The 19,644-nt window shown below is 49.1% G+C and carries 12 protein-coding genes and 1 pseudogene; 10 read left to right on the top strand and 3 right to left on the bottom strand.

All coding sequences use genetic code 11. The features are described from left to right. Positions 1-372 precede the first annotated feature (372 nt). Together E2980_RS24865 and E2980_RS22970 are read left to right on the top strand one after the other, a co-directional pair. Entirely contained in the window at positions 373-468 is a 96-nt protein-coding gene (locus tag E2980_RS24865) for a putative holin-like toxin (RefSeq protein ID WP_240703163.1), read from the top strand. A gap of 346 nt (positions 469-814) precedes the next feature. Continuing rightward, positions 815-1,780 (top strand): 5'-nucleotidase, encoded by a 966-nt coding sequence (locus E2980_RS22970; RefSeq protein ID WP_240703162.1) that lies wholly within the window; start codon positions 815-817, stop codon positions 1,778-1,780. Between the two features lie 262 nt (positions 1,781-2,042). On the opposite strand, the gene E2980_RS22965 is transcribed toward E2980_RS22970, so the two are convergent. Further along, entirely contained in the window at positions 2,043-2,606 is a 564-nt protein-coding gene (locus E2980_RS22965; RefSeq protein ID WP_135154553.1) for a TlpA family protein disulfide reductase, read from the bottom strand. Between the two features lie 70 nt (positions 2,607-2,676). On the opposite strand from E2980_RS22965, the gene E2980_RS22960 reads away from it, so the two are divergent. The 7 genes and pseudogenes from E2980_RS22960 (at position 2,677) to E2980_RS22940 (ending at position 16,447) form a co-directional block, all read left to right on the top strand. Next, a complete protein-coding gene (locus tag E2980_RS22960; protein ID WP_135154552.1) occupies positions 2,677-3,051 on the top strand; it encodes a VOC family protein in 375 nt (124 codons plus the stop codon). 159 nt (positions 3,052-3,210) lie between these two features. Continuing rightward, a pseudogene (locus tag E2980_RS22955) lies at positions 3,211-4,416 on the top strand (response regulator). A gap of 45 nt (positions 4,417-4,461) precedes the next feature. Continuing rightward, positions 4,462-6,348 carry a HAMP domain-containing protein gene (locus tag E2980_RS24860; protein ID WP_240703161.1) on the top strand — a complete coding sequence of 629 codons (1,887 nt, stop codon included), beginning with the start codon at positions 4,462-4,464 and terminating at the stop codon, positions 6,346-6,348. Then, positions 6,237-6,917, top strand: coding sequence for a HAMP domain-containing protein (locus E2980_RS24855; RefSeq protein ID WP_338080748.1), 681 nt, complete (start codon positions 6,237-6,239; stop codon positions 6,915-6,917). The genes E2980_RS24860 and E2980_RS24855 overlap by 112 nt, the downstream gene beginning before the upstream one ends. A gap of 65 nt (positions 6,918-6,982) precedes the next feature. Next, the gene (locus E2980_RS24850; protein ID WP_240703159.1) at positions 6,983-10,174 is read left to right on the top strand and encodes a response regulator; all 3,192 of its coding nucleotides are present in this window, start codon (positions 6,983-6,985) and stop codon (positions 10,172-10,174) included. 142 nt (positions 10,175-10,316) lie between these two features. Beyond that, positions 10,317-12,056 (top strand): ABC transporter ATP-binding protein, encoded by a 1,740-nt coding sequence (locus E2980_RS22945; RefSeq protein ID WP_135154551.1) that lies wholly within the window; start codon positions 10,317-10,319, stop codon positions 12,054-12,056. 17 nt (positions 12,057-12,073) lie between these two features. Then, on the top strand, positions 12,074-16,447 hold the full coding sequence (locus tag E2980_RS22940) for a DEAD/DEAH box helicase (protein ID WP_240703158.1): 4,374 nt from the start codon (positions 12,074-12,076) through the stop codon (positions 16,445-16,447). Positions 16,448-16,462: 15 nt separating this feature from the next. On the opposite strand, the gene E2980_RS22935 is transcribed toward E2980_RS22940, so the two are convergent. Then, complete coding sequence (locus E2980_RS22935; RefSeq protein WP_135154550.1) at positions 16,463-17,107, bottom strand: metal-dependent hydrolase; 645 nt, start codon at positions 17,105-17,107, stop codon at positions 16,463-16,465. 153 nt (positions 17,108-17,260) lie between these two features. Next, a complete protein-coding gene (locus E2980_RS22930; RefSeq protein WP_167747231.1) occupies positions 17,261-18,382 on the bottom strand; it encodes a copper amine oxidase N-terminal domain-containing protein in 1,122 nt (373 codons plus the stop codon). Between the two features lie 152 nt (positions 18,383-18,534). On the opposite strand from E2980_RS22930, the gene E2980_RS22925 reads away from it, so the two are divergent. Then, positions 18,535-19,521, top strand: a complete 987-nt coding sequence (locus tag E2980_RS22925) for a ring-cleaving dioxygenase (RefSeq protein ID WP_135154548.1) — start codon at positions 18,535-18,537, stop codon at positions 19,519-19,521. The last annotated feature ends 123 nt before the right edge of the window (positions 19,522-19,644 follow it).

The following is a 19,644-nucleotide window of genomic DNA, read 5'->3' as shown; positions in this document are numbered from 1 at the left end:
GTTAAACCGGAGAAGCCAACGACGAAGCTTCAACCAAAGCGCCTTCACTGCCTGCTTAGGCAGGTATTCTGTTGTTAAGCCTCGAATTGTAGAATCCAGATATATCCAACTTCAGTTTGATTTCTGAAGCCGGAAGTGCGGAAGTGAGTATTCTTGAAGAGCCCGGTGCGGGAAATCCGCACGCCGGGATCTGTGCGGGGGGCGTCGAGTAATCGGCGTCTCTACCGTGACGACGAAACTAACGCAAGACATAAATATTAACAACATCTAAACACAAACATACGTTCTACTCATTACTGGGCAAGAATGGTATAATTAGATCACAATTGAATCTTGGGTGGGCATGGTTTCCCTTCGAAAGGAGGTGAAGCCGTGGAAATAAAGGACGCAATAACGATCATGATACCTTTCGCATCGTTAATCATTGCTCTTTTAACTTACATCGGAAATAACTTCAAGAGAAAGTAAATCCCACCCCAAGGTTGACCGCCAAAGGTGGGATTTTGATCCTCTATGACCTAGAAGGGAAAAACCCATCCAAGCCAATTGTGTTGCCGAGTGTTTGCAGCACTCGGCTTCTTTAATAAAATGATACCATAAACAAAAATAGAAATAAACCATTAGAAAGACACGAAGACACGAAGACACGAAGACACGAAGACACGAAGACACGAAGACACGAAGACACGAAGACACGAAGACACGAAGACACGGGTGACATTGGCAGTAGCAGGCAAGCAGATTCAGCCGCACACCCGCACCACCTAACCGCATCGCGGCCGATCACTTCGTGACCTTAAGGTGGTGGGGCGTCGTGAATACAACAACGTTATCAGAAAGATCCCAAATTCAATACAAGGAGTGTATTTCTGTGCCAGTAGATTTATCTAACTATTTGGTAATTGGTATTTCTTCAAGAGCTTTGTTTGATTTGTCTTTTGAAGATGAAATTTTCAGGACTCAGGGACTACAAGCATATTCTGATTATCAACTCGAAAATGAGAATGTTGCATTAAAACCAGGTATAGGATTCGGACTTATAAAAGCCATACTAACTTTAAATCAATTAACAAAAGGAAAAAGAAAAACTGAAGTGATTATTATGTCACGTAATAGTGCTGAGACCAGCTTGCGTATATTTAATTCAATTGATCATTATGGTCTGGATGTATCTAGAGCTGCTCTTACAAGTGGAAGATCAATTGTTCCATATTTAAATGCTTTTAGGGTAGATCTATTTTTATCGGCCAATGAAGAAGATGTCCAGAATGCAATTGATGCTGGAATTGCTTCAGGCTTAATTTATAAGAGTGATACAACATATAATTTTGAAGAGATTAAAGAGATCAGAATCGCCTTTGACGGGGATGCTGTTATTTTTTCAGAAGAATCGGAATTAATTTACAAAGAAAAGGGTTTAGAGGAATTCTTAATTCATGAGAAGAATAATGCAGAGAAGCCTCTTCCTGAAGGACCGTTTGCTAAATTGCTAAAAACATTATCTTTTTTGCAGTCACAGTTCGATCCAGAGAATAATCCAATCAGAACTGCTTTAGTTACTGCTAGAAATAGTCCCGCACATAAGAGAGTTATTCTAACACTAAGGAAATGGGGAGTTAGAATTGATGAAGCTTTCTTTATGGGAGGAGTACAAAAAGAAGAAATACTAAAAGCATTCGGGGCTCACATTTTCTTTGATGATCAAGATGTCCATTTGAAAGATTCATCTAAATTAGTCCCCTCTGCGAGAGTTCCATATAAAACAAAGAAGTCACTTTAGTATTTCAAGGAAGGGGAACACCATATTCACGCATCGGCAGACAAGCTGCCTCGGTCCGGACCGGAGTTAGAAGAGGATTCGGTGAGGCATTTTCAGTAGCAGGGAAGTAGATTCAGCGGGACACACTCGCACCATCCAACCGCATCGCGATTTTTGACGGTAACTCAGAGATCCTTCATATAACAATATGTTCACGTATCGGGGCATACGCCACCGCCGAAGGTGGGATTTTGAACCTCTATGACCTAGTAGGGAATAACTTTTATAAATTGAACTTTTCTTGTAGATTAATAAATGAACTTTCTATATATTCGATGTCCGAGGAACCGATTATCTGATCTATTAGTTCGCCTTTAGAGTTGAAAAAGTATAGAGCCGGAAAACCAGATCCACCATACTTTTCATATATATCTCCAGTTTCATCAAGAAGGACCGGGTATTCAATTTTATAGTTTTTCACATAACTTCTTACCTCGTCTATATCATCGCGATATATCAGATTTATTCCAAAAACATTCATGTTGTCTTTGTATTTATTTTGTAATTCGACTATCTTTGGGGCGTCTTCATTACAATAAGGGCACCAAGAAGTAAAGAATAATAGGGCTGTTGGTTTTTCGGAAAAGTTGATTGAAGTTTTATTAGAAGTTATAAGATCTTTTAATACGATGTTCTCAGTGTTCATGGATAAAGTTTTTTCGTTTTCTGTAGATATTACCGATTTATCATCAGATGACGAGGTTTTCTTTTCTAGAACAACATAAGCAATTATACAAATAGCAAAAATCAATATCATACAAGTGCTTATTACCTGAATTTTTCTCATAGACGCCCCTCAATAAATGGATTATTTTAACTAATGATAATAATAACGACTTTCTGGAGGAATGTCCAAGATGGAGAAAGCAAAATTGTCTGGACCAACAATGGTGTTACTCGTAAAGAATATTGCGAATTCAATTACGTTTTATAAGAATCTTGGCTTTACTTATGAATTAGTTGGCGGACCGGACATACAACATGTACACATGACTAGAGACTCCGTAACATTTATCCTTCATCAAGCAAAGAACCAAGAAGACGTTAAACCATTCTCCTCAGTTGAAGGCGGATTATATTTTGATGTTTTTTGTTATACCGATGTACGGGTTTTACTTGAAGAGTTTCGATCCAAAGGAATACAAATTGTAAGAGGACCTGACTTAAATGATTTTTTTAGCGAATTTACTATTCAAGATCTTGATGGCTATCGAATTGCGTTTGGGGGATAGCATAGTTAGTGATAGAACCGATAACCTCGGAATCCGACGCTAGAGCATTTATTGCTTTAGCGTTTTTTGTTTGTTTTTGATTGGAACAACGAATAGGAATTTTTCACTAAGACCTGTTTCAAGCTGTCGAATGATGGGTACATAACCCTGTAGATTTCAATGAAACCTGGGAGTGAGGATATGGAGAGTCCAGTCAACATACTAATCGTCGATGATCATCCCGAGAATTTGGTTGCCATTGAGGCCGTGTTGACCGGAGAACCCTACCGTATAGTTCGCGCTTATTCCGGGATAGAAGCACTTCGGTGTCTTCTGGAAGATGAATTTGCCGTCATCGTCATGGACGTCCAGATGCCGGAAATGGATGGCTTCGAGACGGCAAGCATCATACGGACGCGCGAGAAGACCAAGCTAGTTCCGATCATCTTCTTATCGGCGTCGAACAATAAATTAGAGCATGTATTTACCGGTTATTCGGTCGGAGCCATCGACTACATGACCAAACCGTTTATCCCTGCTATTTTCAAGTCGAAAATCGAGGGTTACGTCGGAATGTATGAAGCGAATTTAGCGTTGCAGGAACAAAGCGAATTGCTTCAGCGGCAAACTAAGCAGCTTGAGAAAACGAATCAGGCGCTCATTCAAGCGAAGGAAACGGCCGAAGTTGCTTCGAAGGTGAAATCGGAGTTTCTAGCCATGATGAGCCATGAGATTAGGACGCCATTGAACGGAATTATCGGGATGTCGGATTTACTCCTGGCCTCCGATCTTCCGCAAGAGTATGCCAATATGGCAGATATCATTCACAAGAGCGGTAATGCTCTACTATCGGTCATTAATCATATATTGGATTTCTCCAAGATAGAGTCCGGCAAGATGGATCTAGAGGATGAACCGTTCCTGCTTAAGCATTGCCTAGAGGAATCGATCGATTTGTTCACGGCCGAGACGCGAAAGCGAAAATTAGATATGACCTTGGAGTTGGATCCTTCGCTGCCCGCCTACATTAATGGAGATGTGAATCGAGTCAGACAGATTCTAGTTAATCTTGTCGGCAATGCCGTGAATTTCACCAAAACGGGGAGCGTATATATGTGCGTTAATCTGCTCGAGGATAAGGAAGATTCGCTTCTTATAGAATTTAAGGTCAAGGATACCGGAATCGGCATTCCGAAGGAAAAGATGGATCAGCTGTTTCGGCCCTTCGCGCAATTGGATGCTTAGATTAATCGGAGATACGGGGGCACGGGACTAGGGCTATCGATCTGCAAATCCTTGGTTGAGCTAATGGGTGGAACTATAAGGGCGGAACCAGAGGATGAGCCGGGTACGACGTTCGTTTTTACCATTCAGGTACGCAAATAATCTTACTAGAGAGATATAAACCTAAGAAACGGAGAGGTTGAGATTATGTCGAATAAAGAACAGTTGCCTGAAATGTACGAGGAACAGATTCATGCGGGAGAGTTGTTAAACGCGCTGATGGCTTTGAAAAAGGGGGACTTCTCGTACAGAATGCCCTATAACCATACGGGAATTAACGGTAAAGTTGCGGATACGTTCAATGAGATCATGGATATGCAGGAAAGTCTCGTTAACGAGGTTCAAGCCGTTGCTCGAGTCGTAGGCAAAGAAGGGAAGTTATCCCGCAGGTTCGTCCATAAGAACAGTGGAGGATCCTATGAGACGGTAATCGATTCGCTTAACGGCCTCGTCATCGATTTAATCCAGCCTACCAGCGAGATGGTCCGGGTTATTAACGCGGTTGCCAAAGGGGATTTGTCCCAGAGCGTGGACTTGGAATTCGAAGGCAGGCCTCTTACAGGCGAATTCCAAAGAACCGCAAGCAACATTAATAAGATGGTGAATCAGCTCAGCACATTCGCTTCCGAGGTAACGCGAGTTGCGAGAGAGGTCGGAACGGACGGCAAGCTCGGCGGACAAGCGGACGTTAAGGGCGTGTCCGGCACTTGGAAGGATTTGACCGATAGCGTTAACAACATGGCCAGCAATCTGACGGATCAGGTACGTAATATCGCCGCAGTTACGACTGCCGTAGCGAACGGGGATCTGTCGAAGCAAATCACCGTAAATGCCAAAGGCGAGATTCAAGAATTGAAGAACACCATCAACACGATGGTAGACCAGCTCTCGATGTTCTCCTCTGAGGTTACCCGGGTGGCGCGAGAAGTAGGCACCGAAGGGAAACTAGGCGGACAAGCAGACGTTAAAGGCGTATCCGGTACATGGAGAGATTTAACCGAGAGCGTTAACTATATGGCTTCCAACCTCACGAATCAGGTACGTAATATCGCGGTCGTTACGACGGCGGTAGCCAACGGCGATCTATCTAAGAAAATCACCGCGGACGTTCAAGGTGAAATTCTGGAGCTTAAGAATACGATCAACACGATGGTGGAGCAGCTTTCCACTTTTGCATCCGAGGTTACTCGGGTTGCCAGAGAGGTTGGCACGGAAGGGATGCTTGGCGGACAAGCAGAGGTTAGCGGAGTTGCGGGTACTTGGCGCGATTTGACCGAAAGCGTTAACTATATGGCCACGAACTTAACGAACCAAATGCGGAACATCGCGGAAGTGACGACGGCGGTCGCGAAAGGCGATCTGTCCAAGACGATTACCGTTGATGCCAGGGGAGAAATTCTCGAGCTTAAGAGCACGATCAATACAATGGTAGATCAGCTCAGTAATTTCGCATCAGAGGTAACTCGGGTAGCTAGAGAAGTTTCGACGGAAGGGATACTCGGCGGACAAGCTGATGTAAAGGACGTATCGGGCACATGGAAAGACTTGACCGATAGCGTTAATTTCATGGCGGGTACGTTAACCGATCAAGTGCGTAATATCGCCGAAGTGACCACGGCCGTCGCCAAAGGGGACCTATCGAAACAGATTACCGTCAATGCGACGGGCGAGATTCTGGAGCTCAAGAATACGATCAACACGATGGTGGAGCAGCTATCTACCTTTGCTTCCGAAGTTACTCGGGTGGCGCGCGAGGTAGGGACGGAAGGGATGCTCGGCGGACAAGCCCAGGTCAAGGGAGTGGCGGGAACCTGGCGCGACTTGACCGAGAGCGTTAATTACATGGCTTCGAATTTGACGAACCAAGTGCGTAATATCGCCGTCGTCACGACTGCCGTCGCGAACGGGACTTATCCAAGAAAATCACAGCAGATGTTCAAGGGGAAATCCTGGAGCTCAAGGTCACGATCAATACGATGGTGGATCAGCTCTCGATGTTCTCCTCCGAGGTTACCCGCGTGGCTCGCGAGGTAGGTACGGACGGGAAGCTGGGCGGACAAGCCGAGGTTAAAGGCGTCGGCGGGACGTGGAAGGACTTGACCGAAAGCGTTAATAACATGGCCCGCAATCTGACGGACCAAGTGCGCAATATCGCCGATGTCACGACTGCGGTTGCGAAAGGCGATCTATCCGAGAAGATAACGGTTGACGTTAAAGGCGAGATTCTCGAACTTAAAAATACGATGAATACGATGGTGGATCAGCTAAGTAACTTCGCGTCCGAGGTTACGCGGGTTGCACGCGAGGTAGGTACCGAAGGAAATCTGGGCGCCCAAGCAGAAGTGAAAGACGTCTCGGGAACTTGGAAGGACTTAACCGATACCGTTAATTATATGGCTAGCAACCTTACGGTTCAGATGCGCAACATCGCTGGCGTTACGACGGCGGTCGCGAACGGCGATCTCTCCAAGAAAATCACCGTAGATGTTAAAGGCGAATTGCTGGAGCTTAAGAACACGATCAATACGATGGTGGACCAGTTGAACTCCTTCGCGTCCGAGGTTACGCGGTTGCTCGCGAGGTCGGCACGGATGGCAAATTAGGCGGTCAAGCCCAAGTCCGCGGCGTCGGCGGAACTTGGAAGGATCTTACCGATAACGTTAACATCATGGCCACGAATTTAACGGATCAAGTGCGCGGAATCGCGAAGGTCGTTACCGCGGTCGCGAACGGTAACCTGAAGCAGAAGCTGAACGTGGAAGCCAAGGGCGAGATCGCGGAGCTGACCGACACAATCAATAACATGATCGAAACTCTCGCCACTTTCGCCGTTCAAGTAACTACCGTGGCCCGCGAGGTAGGCGCGGAAGGAAAACTGGGCGGTCAGGCGAGCGTTCCAGGCGCTGCGGGTACATGGCGCGACTTGACCGACAACGTTAACTATATGGCGAGTACGTTAACGACTCAGGTACGGGCGATCACGAGCGTTGCGACCGCGGTTACGAATGGCGATCTCTCCCGTGCCATCGACGTTGCCGCGGCAGGCGAAGTCGAAACTTTGAAAGACAACATCAATGAGATGATCCGAAACCTGAAGGAAACGACCCGCATCAATACGGAGCAAGACTGGCTGAAGACGAACTTGGCCAAATTCTCCCGTTTGCTGCAAGGTCAAAGGGATCTGTACGCGGTCAGCCGGATGATTCTGTCCGAGCTAGCCCCTCTCGTATCTATGCAGCATGGCGTATTCTATATCAACGAGCCTGCGAACGGAGAACAAGTTCTGAAGCTGTTCGCGAGTTATGCATACCAGAATCGCAAGCATCTCTCGAACGAGTTCCGGGAAGGACAAGGATTAGTCGGACAATGCCTTATCGAGAAGCAACGCATTCTGCTCTCTAACGTTCCGGGGGATTACGTCGTCATTTCTTCCGCGCTCGGAGAAGCCGCTCCGCTGAATATCGTGCTGCTTCCGATTATTTTCGAGGACCAGGTGCTCGCAATCTTGGAGCTTGCTTCTTTCCGGCCGTATAGCGGAATCGATTTGGCCTTCCTGGATCAGTTAACGGAATCGATCGGAATCGTTATCAATACGATGCAGGCTAACCAACGCACGGAAGAGTTGCTTATTCAGTCCCAATCTCTTACGGAAGAGCTGCAGAAGCAGCAGATGGAGCTTCAGACGACGAATGACGAGCTGGAGGATAAAGCGAAGCTTCTCATAATTCAGAAGGCCGAAGTGGAGAGTAAGAACAATGAAGTCGAAGTGGCCAAGCGATTCTTGGAGGAAAAAGCCGAGCAGCTCGCCCTGACCTCGAAGTATAAATCCGAGTTCCTGGCTAACATGTCCCATGAGCTTCGCACGCCGCTAAATTCTTTGCTCTTGCTCGCGGAGCAGCTAGCCGAGAACCCCAACGACAACTTGACGGGCCATCAGGTGAAATTCGCCAAGACGATTCAAGACTCCGGGCTTGAACTGCTTAACCTCATTAATGATATCCTGGATCTATCGAAGATCGAGTCGGGTACGGTCACGCCGGATTACGGCGAGTTATCCCTTGGCGAGTTGACTGACGGTCTGGACCGGACGTTCCGGCATATGGTCGACGAGAAATTATTAGATTATAAAATCAAGATCGAACCGGATGTTCCCGTGAAAATCAATACCGATGCCAAGAGATTGCAGCAGATTCTGAAAAACCTTCTGTCGAATGCTTTCAAATTTACGGAAAAGGGACAGATCATTCTCCTTATCCGCAGGGCGCTCGAAGGCTGGAATCCCGAGAACGAGACGCTGAATCGCGCTCGCCAGGTCATTTGTTTCTCCGTTAGCGATACGGGAATCGGCATACCGCAGGAAAAGCAGCAGATTATCTTCGAAGCTTTCCAACAGGCCGATGGAAGCACGAACCGCGAATACGGCGGTACAGGTTTAGGACTTGCGATATCCAGGGAGATCGCGGAGATGTTGGGCGGAGAAATTACGCTGCATAGCGAAGTGAACAGAGGAAGCGTATTTAATCTCTACCTGCCTATCGATTCGGAGGTCTTAGAAGTTGTAGTGAAGGAGCACCGTACGAAACACGTTCCCGAGGTCATTGACGTAGCGCCGCCTAAACGCATTCGGAGCTTCGGAAGCGATGCAGGAGACGATATTATCGATGATCGTAACGATATCAGCCCGGCAGACCGAGTATTCCTCATTATTGAGGACGACCACAAATTTAACGAGATACTGATCGGCGTACTACGGAAAAAAGGCATTAAAGCCATCGTGACGACCAAAGGGTTAAACGCGCTTGAGCTCGTGCACAAATATAAACCGGTTGCGATCACGCTGGACCTTCATCTTTCGGATACGGACGGTTGGCTTGTTATCGAACATTTGAAGAACGACATCAGGGTCCGTCATATTCCGGTATGCGTGATTACCGTAGACGAAGACGAAGTCGAATTGATGAAAAAAGGCGTCTACGATTATTTCTACAAACCGGTGACGAACGAAGAGTTGGAGAACGCTCTCGATAGGTTGAACAGCTTCGCGGACCGCACTGTTCAGAACCTGCTCGTCGCGATGAACGATGAGCAGCGGCGCAAGGAAACGGTGAGTCTGCTGGACGGCAAGGATATTAAGGCGATTAGCGTGGACACGGGTCGCAAAGCCTTAAATCAATTAAAAACCAAGCAGATCGACTGCGTGCTAATCGATTACGAGTTGACGGACATGAACGTCATTAGCTTTATTCGGGAGATGCAGAAGAACGCCGATCACAAGTATACGCCTGTCGTCATCAACCGCGACAAGAAGCTTACGGCGCAAGAGGAGTCCGAATTGGACGAGGTCATGAAATCGGCCGTCGTCAAGATTGCGAAGACGCAGGTTCAAATTATGGACGAAACGGCCTTGTTCCTGCATAGGAAATCGGAAAGCCTACCGGAAGAGTCTCGGAACGCTCTGGATAAACTGCACCAATCGGATGAAATGATCGAGTTCAAGAAGGTGCTTGTCGTCGACGACGACATTCGCAATATCTTCGCATTGACGTCGATCCTGGAGCGCCATAACATGAAGGTGTTGCCGGCCGAGAACGGTCATGACGCGATTGCGATACTGGAAAATACTCCGGATGTCGATATCGTCCTTATGGACATCATGATGCCGGTTATGGACGGATACGAAACGACTCGGGCCATTCGTCAGATCGCCCGATTCAAGGAGCTTCCCATCATTGCTCTAACCGCCAAGGCCATGCAGGGAGACCGGGAACTTTGCGTAGAAGCCGGAGCTTCCGATTACATTACGAAACCGGTGAACAGCGCGCAATTGTTATCTATGATTCGAATGTGGTTGAACAAGTGACGAATGACGACGGATAACCGGAGAGTGCCTGATCTTGGCGCTTTCCGGTTTTTTATGGACCGATGTCTAGCCGTTTCCTTGTCATACCCCATCTATTATCGGTAAGATGGATGCATAGCTGATGAAATGAAGGGGACAAACAATGAAAGAATTTCGTATGTATTTCCGGTTCGTGAAGCCATATCGATGGCTCGTGGCGATTACGCTGCTCATCGGGATGTTGAAGTTCGCGATTCCGCTCACGGTTCCGCTATTTCTCCAATATGCGGTAGATGATATATTACTAGCCGATCTGCCCCAGGATGACAAGATATCGCGTTTGGTAGAGTTGATCGCAATCTCATTCGTCCTATTCGTCATTATTCGATATCCGATCGAGTATTTCCGCCAGTATTTCGCCCAATTGACGACTAGCAAGATCTTATTCGACTTACGCAACAAGCTATATGGTCATCTGCAACGTCTGTCCCTACGATTCTATCAGGAACGAAAATCGGGAGAGATAATCTCGCGAATGATGAACGACGCGGAACAGACGAAAGCGATCGTCGAAACGGGAATGATGAACGTATGGCTGGATTTGTTCACGCTCACGATCGCGCTAGCCATCATGCTAAGCATGAACGCTACGCTTACCTTGGTTGCGATTCTGATCTTGCCTTTCTATGGGATAGCCGTCGTGAAGCTGTACAGAAAATTAAAGACGTTCGCCCGTTCCCGTTCGGCCGCTCTTGCGGACATGCAAGGGTATCTGAATGAACATGTAGTGGGCATACCTGTAGTAAAAAGCTTTACGCTGGAGCAATACGAGAAGAAGCAATTCGGATTAAAGAACGGCAAATTCCTCGAACGGGCTCTCGCCTTGACCCGATGGAATGCATTAACTAACGCCATCATTAATACGCTTACCGAAATCGCGCCGTTACTCATCTTGCTTGGCGGAGGGTATCTCGTCATTACGAAGAGCTTAACGATCGGGGGATTCGTCGCATTTTACGGTTATCTCGATCGGTTGTATACGCCGCTTCGCCGACTCGTTAGCGCTTCAACGGAACTGACGCAAGCATCGGCTTCCTTGGAGAGGGTCATGGAGCTGCTGAACGAGCCGCAAGATATTAAGGACGGCAAGGATGCGAAACCTCTTAATAAGATTACGGGACGAATCGAATTCGAAGACGTATCCTTCAGATATCGTGAGGAAACCGATCTCGTCTTACGAAATATAGACCTAACGATCGAGCCGGGGCAGACCATCGCTTTCGTAGGAATGAGCGGGGGAGGGAAGTCGTCCCTAATCAGCTTATTGCCGAGATTCTACGATATCCAACAGGGTACGATTCGAATAGACGGTCAAGACATATCGACGGTAACTCAACATAGCTTGCGATCTCAGATCGGGATGGTACTGCAAGACAATATTTTGTTCAGCGGTAGCGTTCGGGAGAACATCATGCTAGGCAATCCGGACGAGACGGAGTTCAATATGCTGGAGGCGGCGAAAAGAGCGAACGCGCATGATTTCATCATGAGCTTGCCGAATGGCTACGAGACGGAGATCGGGGAACGGGGAGTTAAGCTGTCCGGTGGCCAGAAGCAGCGGATCGCAATTGCGAGGGTGTTCCTTAAGGATCCGGCGATATTGGTTCTTGACGAAGCGACTTCCGCGCTTGACTTGGAATCCGAACATTTGATCCAGGAGTCGTTACAGGCGCTATCGGACAACCGGACGACGCTTGTCGTGGCGCATCGGCTCTCTACAATCACCCATGCCGACCAGATCATCGTCATCGAGAAAGGCGAGATTGTCGAACGCGGGACTCATGAGCATTTGATGGATTTCGACGGAGCATACGCAAGGCTTTATAACGTTCAGAACTTATGAAGTAAGGAGTCGATCTCGTGAAGGATTCAGAGCGGATGCCTTTTCATCCCGTACTCTCCGCATGGTTCTCGGAGTCGTTCGGAGAGCCAACCGACGTTCAGCGCCAAGCCTGGGAATCGATCGGCCAAAGCCATCACACGTTAATCGCCGCGCCGACCGGATCAGGTAAGACGCTTGCAGCGTTGTTGCCCTGTCTGGATAAGCTCGTCCGCTCCGGTTCCCGCGCCAAGGCTGGCGTGCGAATCCTCTATTTGACTCCGCTCAAAGCATTAAACAACGACATTCATCATCATGCTCTGCAGTTCGTGGAACAGCTAGAGGCGCGCTCGATTGAACGCGGAGCGGAATGGCCGGGTATTCGATGCGAGGTTCGGACTGGCGACACTAGCCAGAGCAAACGCGCTTCGATCTTGCGCAATCCTCCGGAGCTGCTCGTTACGACGCCGGAATCGCTGTTCCTGATGCTTACTTCGGATAAAGGGCGTACGATTCTGGAGACCGTCGAGCAAGTCATCATCGATGAAATCCATGACCTTGCTGCCGACAAACGCGGTTCTCACCTGTCTATAACGTTGGAGAGATTGACTCAGCGCTGCTCGAAGTCCCCTCAGCGCATCGGTGTCTCTGCGACGCAGAAGCCGCTTGACCGGGTAGCCCGGTTTCTTGCGGGATGGGAACGCTTGGGCGAAGGGGAGGAAATGCGACCTCGTCCGGTCACGATCGTGGAAAGCGCCATGAGCAAGAACATTAGCGTGCTCATCACGATGCCCGATCAGAGCAAGCCTGCCGCGACGCGGGAAGTGGTATGGCTGCCGCTCCTTGATCGTATCATGCAGGCGATGGAGGGCTGCCGTTCCGTTCTTCTGTTCGTGAACAGCCGGCGACTATGCGAACGGCTGTGTTTGCGTCTGAATGACCATGTCGGATATGAAATGGCTCGATCCCATCATGGCAGCATCTCCCGAGAACGTCGCTTAGAGGTGGAGCAAATGCTGAAGGACGGGAGCTTGCGGTGCATCGTTGCCACTTCGTCTCTAGAGCTTGGCATCGACGTCGGTCATATCGACCTCGTCATCCAGATCGATTCCCCGCAAGAGGCGGCGAGAGGCATTCAGCGCATCGGTCGTGCCGGTCATGCCGTAGGCGAGGCTAGCCGCGGCATCTTGTTGGCCAGGCAGAAATCCGCGTTGCCCGAGCTTGCGGTGTTGAGCAGGCAGATCGCGCGACGCGAGATCGAGGAAATCCGCATTCCGCATGGGCCTATGGATGTGCTCTCCCAGCAAGTAGTCGCGATGGTTGCGATGGACGATTGGGAAATAGGGGCACTGCATCGTCTTATCCAACAAAGCGACAGCTATCAAGGTTATCCGCGTGAACGCTTGGAGAGCATGCTCCAAGTGCTTGCAGGTTTCTATCCATTCGCCAGGCCATTACTGGAATGGGAAAGAGCGAGTAACTTGCTAACCAAGCGAAGCAATACGGCAATGGCTTCCATTACGGGAGTCGGCACGATTCCTCAGAGCGGAGGTTATCCGGTTCATCATCTGGATAGCCGCACGCATCTTGGCGAGCTAGACGAGGAGTTCATCCAGGAAAGCCGCGTCGGCGACGTCTTTCAATTGGGGACGAGCTCTTGGATGATCCGGGATATCCGGAACGACCGGGTATACGTGTCCGAAGCGGGAAATCGGTTCAGCGAGATTCCTTTCTGGCGCAACGAAGCGGGAAGCCGATCTTACGAATTGGGATTGAAGATCGGAGGATTCCTTCAGGAACTATCCGAACGTCTTCAGCTCGCGGCGGAAACGGCGGATTCCTCGGAAAACGAGAAAGAGATCGACGATCGAGCATTCGAGTGGTTGCAGGCAGGCTACGGGATGGACAGGACCTCGGCGGACGAGTTGTTTTCCCATATTCGCTCCCAGTACAATGCATGCGCTCTGCCTACGGACAAACAGATCGTCATCGAACACTATAAGGACGTGATGAACCAAACTCACGTCATCATCCATAACCCTTTCGGAAGAACGGTCAATCGAGCTTGGCAGCTGGCGATCGAAAGACAATTCGAGCAGCTTCTTCCCTACAGGCCATACGGGAATGCCAAGGATAACGGAATCGAATTCGTACTTCCCGATTGGGACTCGTCCTGGCTGCAGATCATTAACCAAGTGACGCCGGCGAATCTTGAGCAGTTGCTCGTCGAGGCCATAACCGGTTCACCGTTGCTCGGAATCGCCTTCCGGAGAATCGCGGAGACCTCGCTGCTGCTATCCAGAAGCTTTACCCGCACTCCGATGTGGCAGAAGCGTCTTCGGAGCGAGGAGCTTCTTCGGGGAGCGTTGCCTTACGCGGAGCATTTTCCATATTTGCATGAAGCGATGGCGGAATGTCTCCATGATTACTTGGGGTATGAAGATCTTAGAGCCTTACTGGAGCAGATCATATCGGGACAGGTCAAAATCATCGTCAAGGAAACGCCGTATCCGTCGCCGTTCGCGGCACAGTTCATTGCGGAATACGTGAATATGCAAATCTACGAAGGAGACGGCTTGGACGAAACCACCCGACTTCAGCTGTTGCAAGTCAGCAAGGTCATGGCGGGCCAGTTGTTCGATTCGTACGGATTCGGACAGGCGATCAGCCAAGAAGCCATACAAGATGAGAATCGTAGGCTGAGCGAGCTTGAGCGCCCTCCTGTCAACGCGGATGAGCTAGCTTCTTTAATGAAGAATCGCGGAGATCTTACGGCAATGGAGATCTCCAAGATAGCGGGTGAGCCAGCCCTTACTTGGCTGCAGCAGCTCCGTGAGCAAGACAGAGTTTTACCGCTAGATATGACCGGTGACGGTGAATTCCGATGGATTCTCTCGGAAGAACGGCAGATGTATGCCGATTTTCCAAGAACGCCGGCATCGGTCACTTTCGTGCTCGGTAGATACGTAGATCACTTGATCTCGTTCACGGAAGCAGAACTCTGCGATCGCTACCCCGCACTGACGCTTAAGTCAGCGAAAGACGCGGTCGAGCAAATGCTGGATAGCGGTATGATCGAGCATGCACCTCATGCGGCAGACGAGGAAGAACGGTTGTGGACAAGCGCCAAGGTCGCCTCGCGACTCATCCGATTATCCATTCGTCAAGCGCGGAGCAGGGCGGAGCCCGTCGATGCGGCCAGATGGTGCAACCAGATCGCTTTCATGCAGCATGCGTTGCAAGGATCGCAACAGCAAGGAAGCGAAGGACTTCTCACCGTGATCGAGCGATTGCAGGGGTTGTTCCTGCCGTTGTCTCATTGGGAGACGATAATTCTTCCCTCTAGGGTCGACGTTTATCGCAAAGAGCACTTGGATATGCTGTGCGCTTCCGGGGAAGTGCTCTGGATCGGACGGAAGGACAAGGAGGAGAAAGAAGGTAAAATCTCTTTTTTCCTGACACGCTCGAGATCGCTGTATCTGCCGCTGCTGGCCAATCCATCAACTACTCCAACCAAGCATCCACGGCTTTTACGATTGCTAGAGGATGGTGGGGCTAGCTTTCTCACGCGATTGAGCAGGGAAGACGGCAAGACTCCATCAGAACTATTACCTGATTTGCTTGAATTAGTGTGGGAAGGACGCGTCTCCAACGATCAATTCGCTCCTCTTCGGCTTCAAACCCATGCGAAACAAGCCAATTGGGCGAAAACGGGCTCCGGTCTTGGACGTTGGTATGCGACAAGCGCGCTCCTAGATGCCGGTTCGTCTCCAGCGGACGAGCAGGAGGAGGAATCGCCCGTGCTAACTTGGACGCACCATTTGCTGCAAGCCTATGGATTGATCAATAAGGAATTGGTCGCTAAAATAAGCCCTTTCTCTTGGGATACGATTTATCCGGTCTTAAAAAGATTGGAAGAGTGGGGGGTTGTGACAAGGGGAACGTTCATCCGGGGAATGTCCACGCTTCAATTCACGACCCGCGAGCTCAGCGACTCGGTCAGGCAGCCGCTTCCCGGTCCAATGGGAGCCGCTTACACGGTATTGTCCTCCGCGGATCCAGCGAATCCGTTCGGCGTGCTGATCGATTGGCCTCAAGGAGAAGGGAGCGCCGCGTATTCCCGAAAACCAGGGAATTTCTTGGTGCTGCATGGAGATCAATGGCTATTCTGGATCGAGAACAATGGTAAGAAAGTGATCACGATGCCAGTGCCTGATTCGGTAGATGTTCCAATGGATCATCAGGCCGAGCTTCTTCAATCGGCATTCCAATCGATTATCCGCAGCCGGAAGATAGTGAAAGTAAAAGTAGACAGCCTAAACGGAATACCGATCACCGAAACGGAAATCGGCAAGGTATTGCTGCAGCGGGGAGCCGAACGCGAGCTTCGATCGCTCGTATTCTGGTCCCGATAGTCAAAGTATTGCAATCTACAAACGAACCTTGATTGACCTCTTATAAATAGGATATAGCCATTTCACGCCTTGCGGCGTCAAAGTGTCCGCAAGCAGGTGGGAGGCGTATCCGGCAACCGCGACTACGGTAATCCCGTCGATATGGAGATGTTTCTCCAATCCCCAACCGATTGCGCCCCATAGGCCAAGCGCCCAAATGGTATGCGTCATTCCCCGATGATCTAGCCACGGAACCCAGCCAACGAACAGACCGAAGCCCATTAACCAATTCAGCTGGTAGGTCCAGCCGAGATAGAGTATAACGCCGCCGACTACGCTTACGAGCGCGTTCCTGAAGATACCTTCCCGCGTGACGAAGCCTAACAGGAGCAACACGACCGCGCTCACGGTATAGGTCCGGTAAAACTGGCCTTGATCGAAGTACAGATAGGCTAGGACAGCAGCAAGCACGATGCCTCCCCAGAGGAAAAGCTCGCGCAATAGCTTGGATATCTTGTCTATTTTCCCGCTTAAGAGGCTTGGTCCATCCAAATCGGCGCTTAAGGCGGAAAAGCCGGCAACGGATAAAAATATCATGGCATGATTCGCTTGGAAGGGGTAATACAAACATGCGGCAGCGCCTATTACGCCGCCTATGGCTAGATGGGTCTTTCCTGTCATATGAACCTCCGCTGACTGATCTCGATGTATGATACTAGGCAAAGTGCATAAACCTCATGCAAACATATGTTTGCTTGGTCATTATACAGGGAGATTGGACAATAAACATCCTACTACGCGACTAAAAAATCGGATATGCTATTGCTACTAGAATCATGGGAGCTTATACTCGTAAATCGTATCCTCTCGTTCGAAGTTAGAATCATTTCGGAAATAAAGAGTTTGACCTTCCCGCTTAATAAACACAAGGTTATCTCCAAAGTAAGGCGTTTCGTTCGTTTCCGCGTACTCCTGGCGCTTCTCATCGAGAAGCTGCTTGTATAGGGGTACAACTTCTCCTGTTGTTCGATTGTACAGCTTAAGAATTCCCTTCTGATTGGCGCGAAACAATAGGGAATCATCGTCCATGCCTTCGATAAAATAGTCATCGTCCTCGCCGCCGAGTTTCACTAAGTCAATCGTTTCTATGACGGCTCCCGTTCCGTCTTCCAATACCCGTAATTTTTTACCGTCGGTCAGAATGAGGTGATTGTCATACTGCTTCACGTTGGGTGAGTAGCGATTGAAATAATGCGCATACGATTGGCGAATAACGCCACCGTTCTTGATAATGACGGTAAATAACTGATAATGAAGATGCGGTTCGCCATGGTTAACATAAATCGTTATGATTAATAATCCTTTTGACGTGACTTGAAAATCGAAGTTAGCGAAATCATATAGGGTTTTTTCAAGGGTAGCTAGTTTTCTTTTGGATCCCTTAGCATCCGTGACGTAAAGAGTTCCAGAATCATTGTCTACGGAGTAGTAAAGGCCGCCATAAATTTGACTCACCGTCATCGAGTCTCTTAATCCGGCAGCGTGAAGAACTTTACCCGTATTGCTCCACTTGAGCTCTTTACCCCCTAAAACCTTGACCAAAAATCGAGCTGGAATATATGTTCTTTTGTTCTTAGTGAAAGGCGAGCCCCCAATGGGAACAATCTTTCCATTCATAATGGCGAATTTGCTTCCCATGCGGAAGGCAAGTTGATCTTTCTGTCCTTTTAATTGAAGCCGGGTATGTGCTGAGTCCCAATTACTCTGGAAGCCTGCATTAATAAATATATCCTCGGTCTCTATGTAGGTAACTCCGTTCTTAATGATGACCTCTCCGCCGGTTACGGTACCGTTTACCCATTCGAACTGGAAGCGTGAGGGCGTTTCCGCATAGGCAAAATTAGGTATGAGGAATGTAATGGCCAGAACGACTAAAGTAATCCATCGCAGTTTCATGTTTTCCATCTCCTTATATCCATTTCAATTAATTACCACTTATAAGACGATAAGGAAAGGAATAAGTTGCGTGACCGTTTTTGCCTTTGGTTTTAAAAAAGAGATATACTGTGAGAAGGTTAAGAACTAAGATCGTTGAGAGGAAGTCGTCCATGAACGTTAAAGGAATACACCACTTATCCGCCATGACGGGGAACGTGCAGGGAAACTTCAAGTTTTACACGGAAGTGTTGGGCATGAGGCTGATCAAGAAAACAGTGAACCAAGACGATACGACTGCCTATCATCTTTTCTACGGGGATGAGCGAGGTAATCCGGGGACGGAGCTGACGTTCTTCGATTTCCCGGGGATCGGTCCGACGAAGGCGGGCGTGAGCAGCATCTCCGGGACTTCGTTGCGAGTCGCAAGCGACGAAGCGCTGCGATATTGGACGGAGCGCTTCACTGCTCACGGAGTCAAACATTCGCCGGTAACGGAATTCGCCGGACGTAACGTCATTTTCTTCGAGGATCCCGAGGGACAGCAATTGGCACTCGTATCGGACGAGACGAACGAAGGTGTTGCGGCGGGAACGCCTTGGGACCGGAGTCCAGTTCCCGAAGCGTCCGCGATCACCGGACTAGGACCCGTAAAGCTAACGGTTCGAAAGCCGGAATCGACCGTAGCCGTGCTCGGGTTGCTTGGATTCAAAGAAACCCGTCGAGTCCCCGCTCTCGCAGAAGGACAAGCCGACATTATCGTGATGCAGGTGGGGGAGGGCGGAACGGGTGCAGAAGTGCAGATTGAGCCGCGAAGCGATTTGTCAGCAGCGACCCCGGGGAAGGGCGGCGTCCATCATGTGGCTTTCCGCGTGGAGGATAAGGAAGAGCTGCTTGCTTGGATTGACATACTTAACCAAATGAAATTGCCCAATTCCGGATTCGTTGAACGGTATTACTTCCGTTCCTTGTACTTCCGCGAGCCTAACGGAATTCTGTTCGAGCTTGCGACGGACGGCCCGGGATTCGATACGGACGAGCCTTTCGAAACATTGGGCGAATCCCTGGCGTTGCCGCCATTCCTTGAGCACCAACGTAAGTCCATCGAAGCCAACCTTAAGCCATTGGATACGAAGAGAAATTCATGGATTGACGATTGAACCTCTCATGACTGAAGTCACGAGATTCTTGGGTAGTCCCCTCTACCGAAGAGAAATTTACCAAGCTAACCCTGTCGTCCCGACAGTTCGTGTAGCGTTTACACGGTAAGCAGTCTTTTGCCT

This window comes from Cohnella luojiensis (assembly GCF_004564235.1).
GTDB lineage: Bacteria > Bacillota > Bacilli > Paenibacillales > Paenibacillaceae > Cohnella > Cohnella luojiensis.
Note: the sequence above shows the minus strand (reverse complement) of the source record. Positions and strands in the feature narration are given on the sequence as shown.

What these genes read in the sequence shown, in the direction of transcription:
- E2980_RS22965 (WP_135154553.1), bottom strand. Translation starts at nt 2,606, where the DNA reads ATGAGAAAAATTCAGGTAATAAGCACTTGTATGATATTGATTTTTGCT.
- E2980_RS22960 (WP_135154552.1), top strand. Translation starts at nt 2,677, where the DNA reads ATGGAGAAAGCAAAATTGTCTGGACCAACAATGGTGTTACTCGTAAAG.
- E2980_RS24860 (WP_240703161.1), top strand. Translation starts at nt 4,462, where the DNA reads ATGTCGAATAAAGAACAGTTGCCTGAAATGTACGAGGAACAGATTCAT.
- E2980_RS24850 (WP_240703159.1), top strand. Translation starts at nt 6,983, where the DNA reads ATGGCCACGAATTTAACGGATCAAGTGCGCGGAATCGCGAAGGTCGTT.
- E2980_RS22945 (WP_135154551.1), top strand. Translation starts at nt 10,317, where the DNA reads ATGAAAGAATTTCGTATGTATTTCCGGTTCGTGAAGCCATATCGATGG.
- E2980_RS22935 (WP_135154550.1), bottom strand. Translation starts at nt 17,107, where the DNA reads ATGACAGGAAAGACCCATCTAGCCATAGGCGGCGTAATAGGCGCTGCC.
- E2980_RS22930 (WP_167747231.1), bottom strand. Translation starts at nt 18,382, where the DNA reads ATGAAACTGCGATGGATTACTTTAGTCGTTCTGGCCATTACATTCCTC.
- E2980_RS22925 (WP_135154548.1), top strand. Translation starts at nt 18,535, where the DNA reads ATGAACGTTAAAGGAATACACCACTTATCCGCCATGACGGGGAACGTG.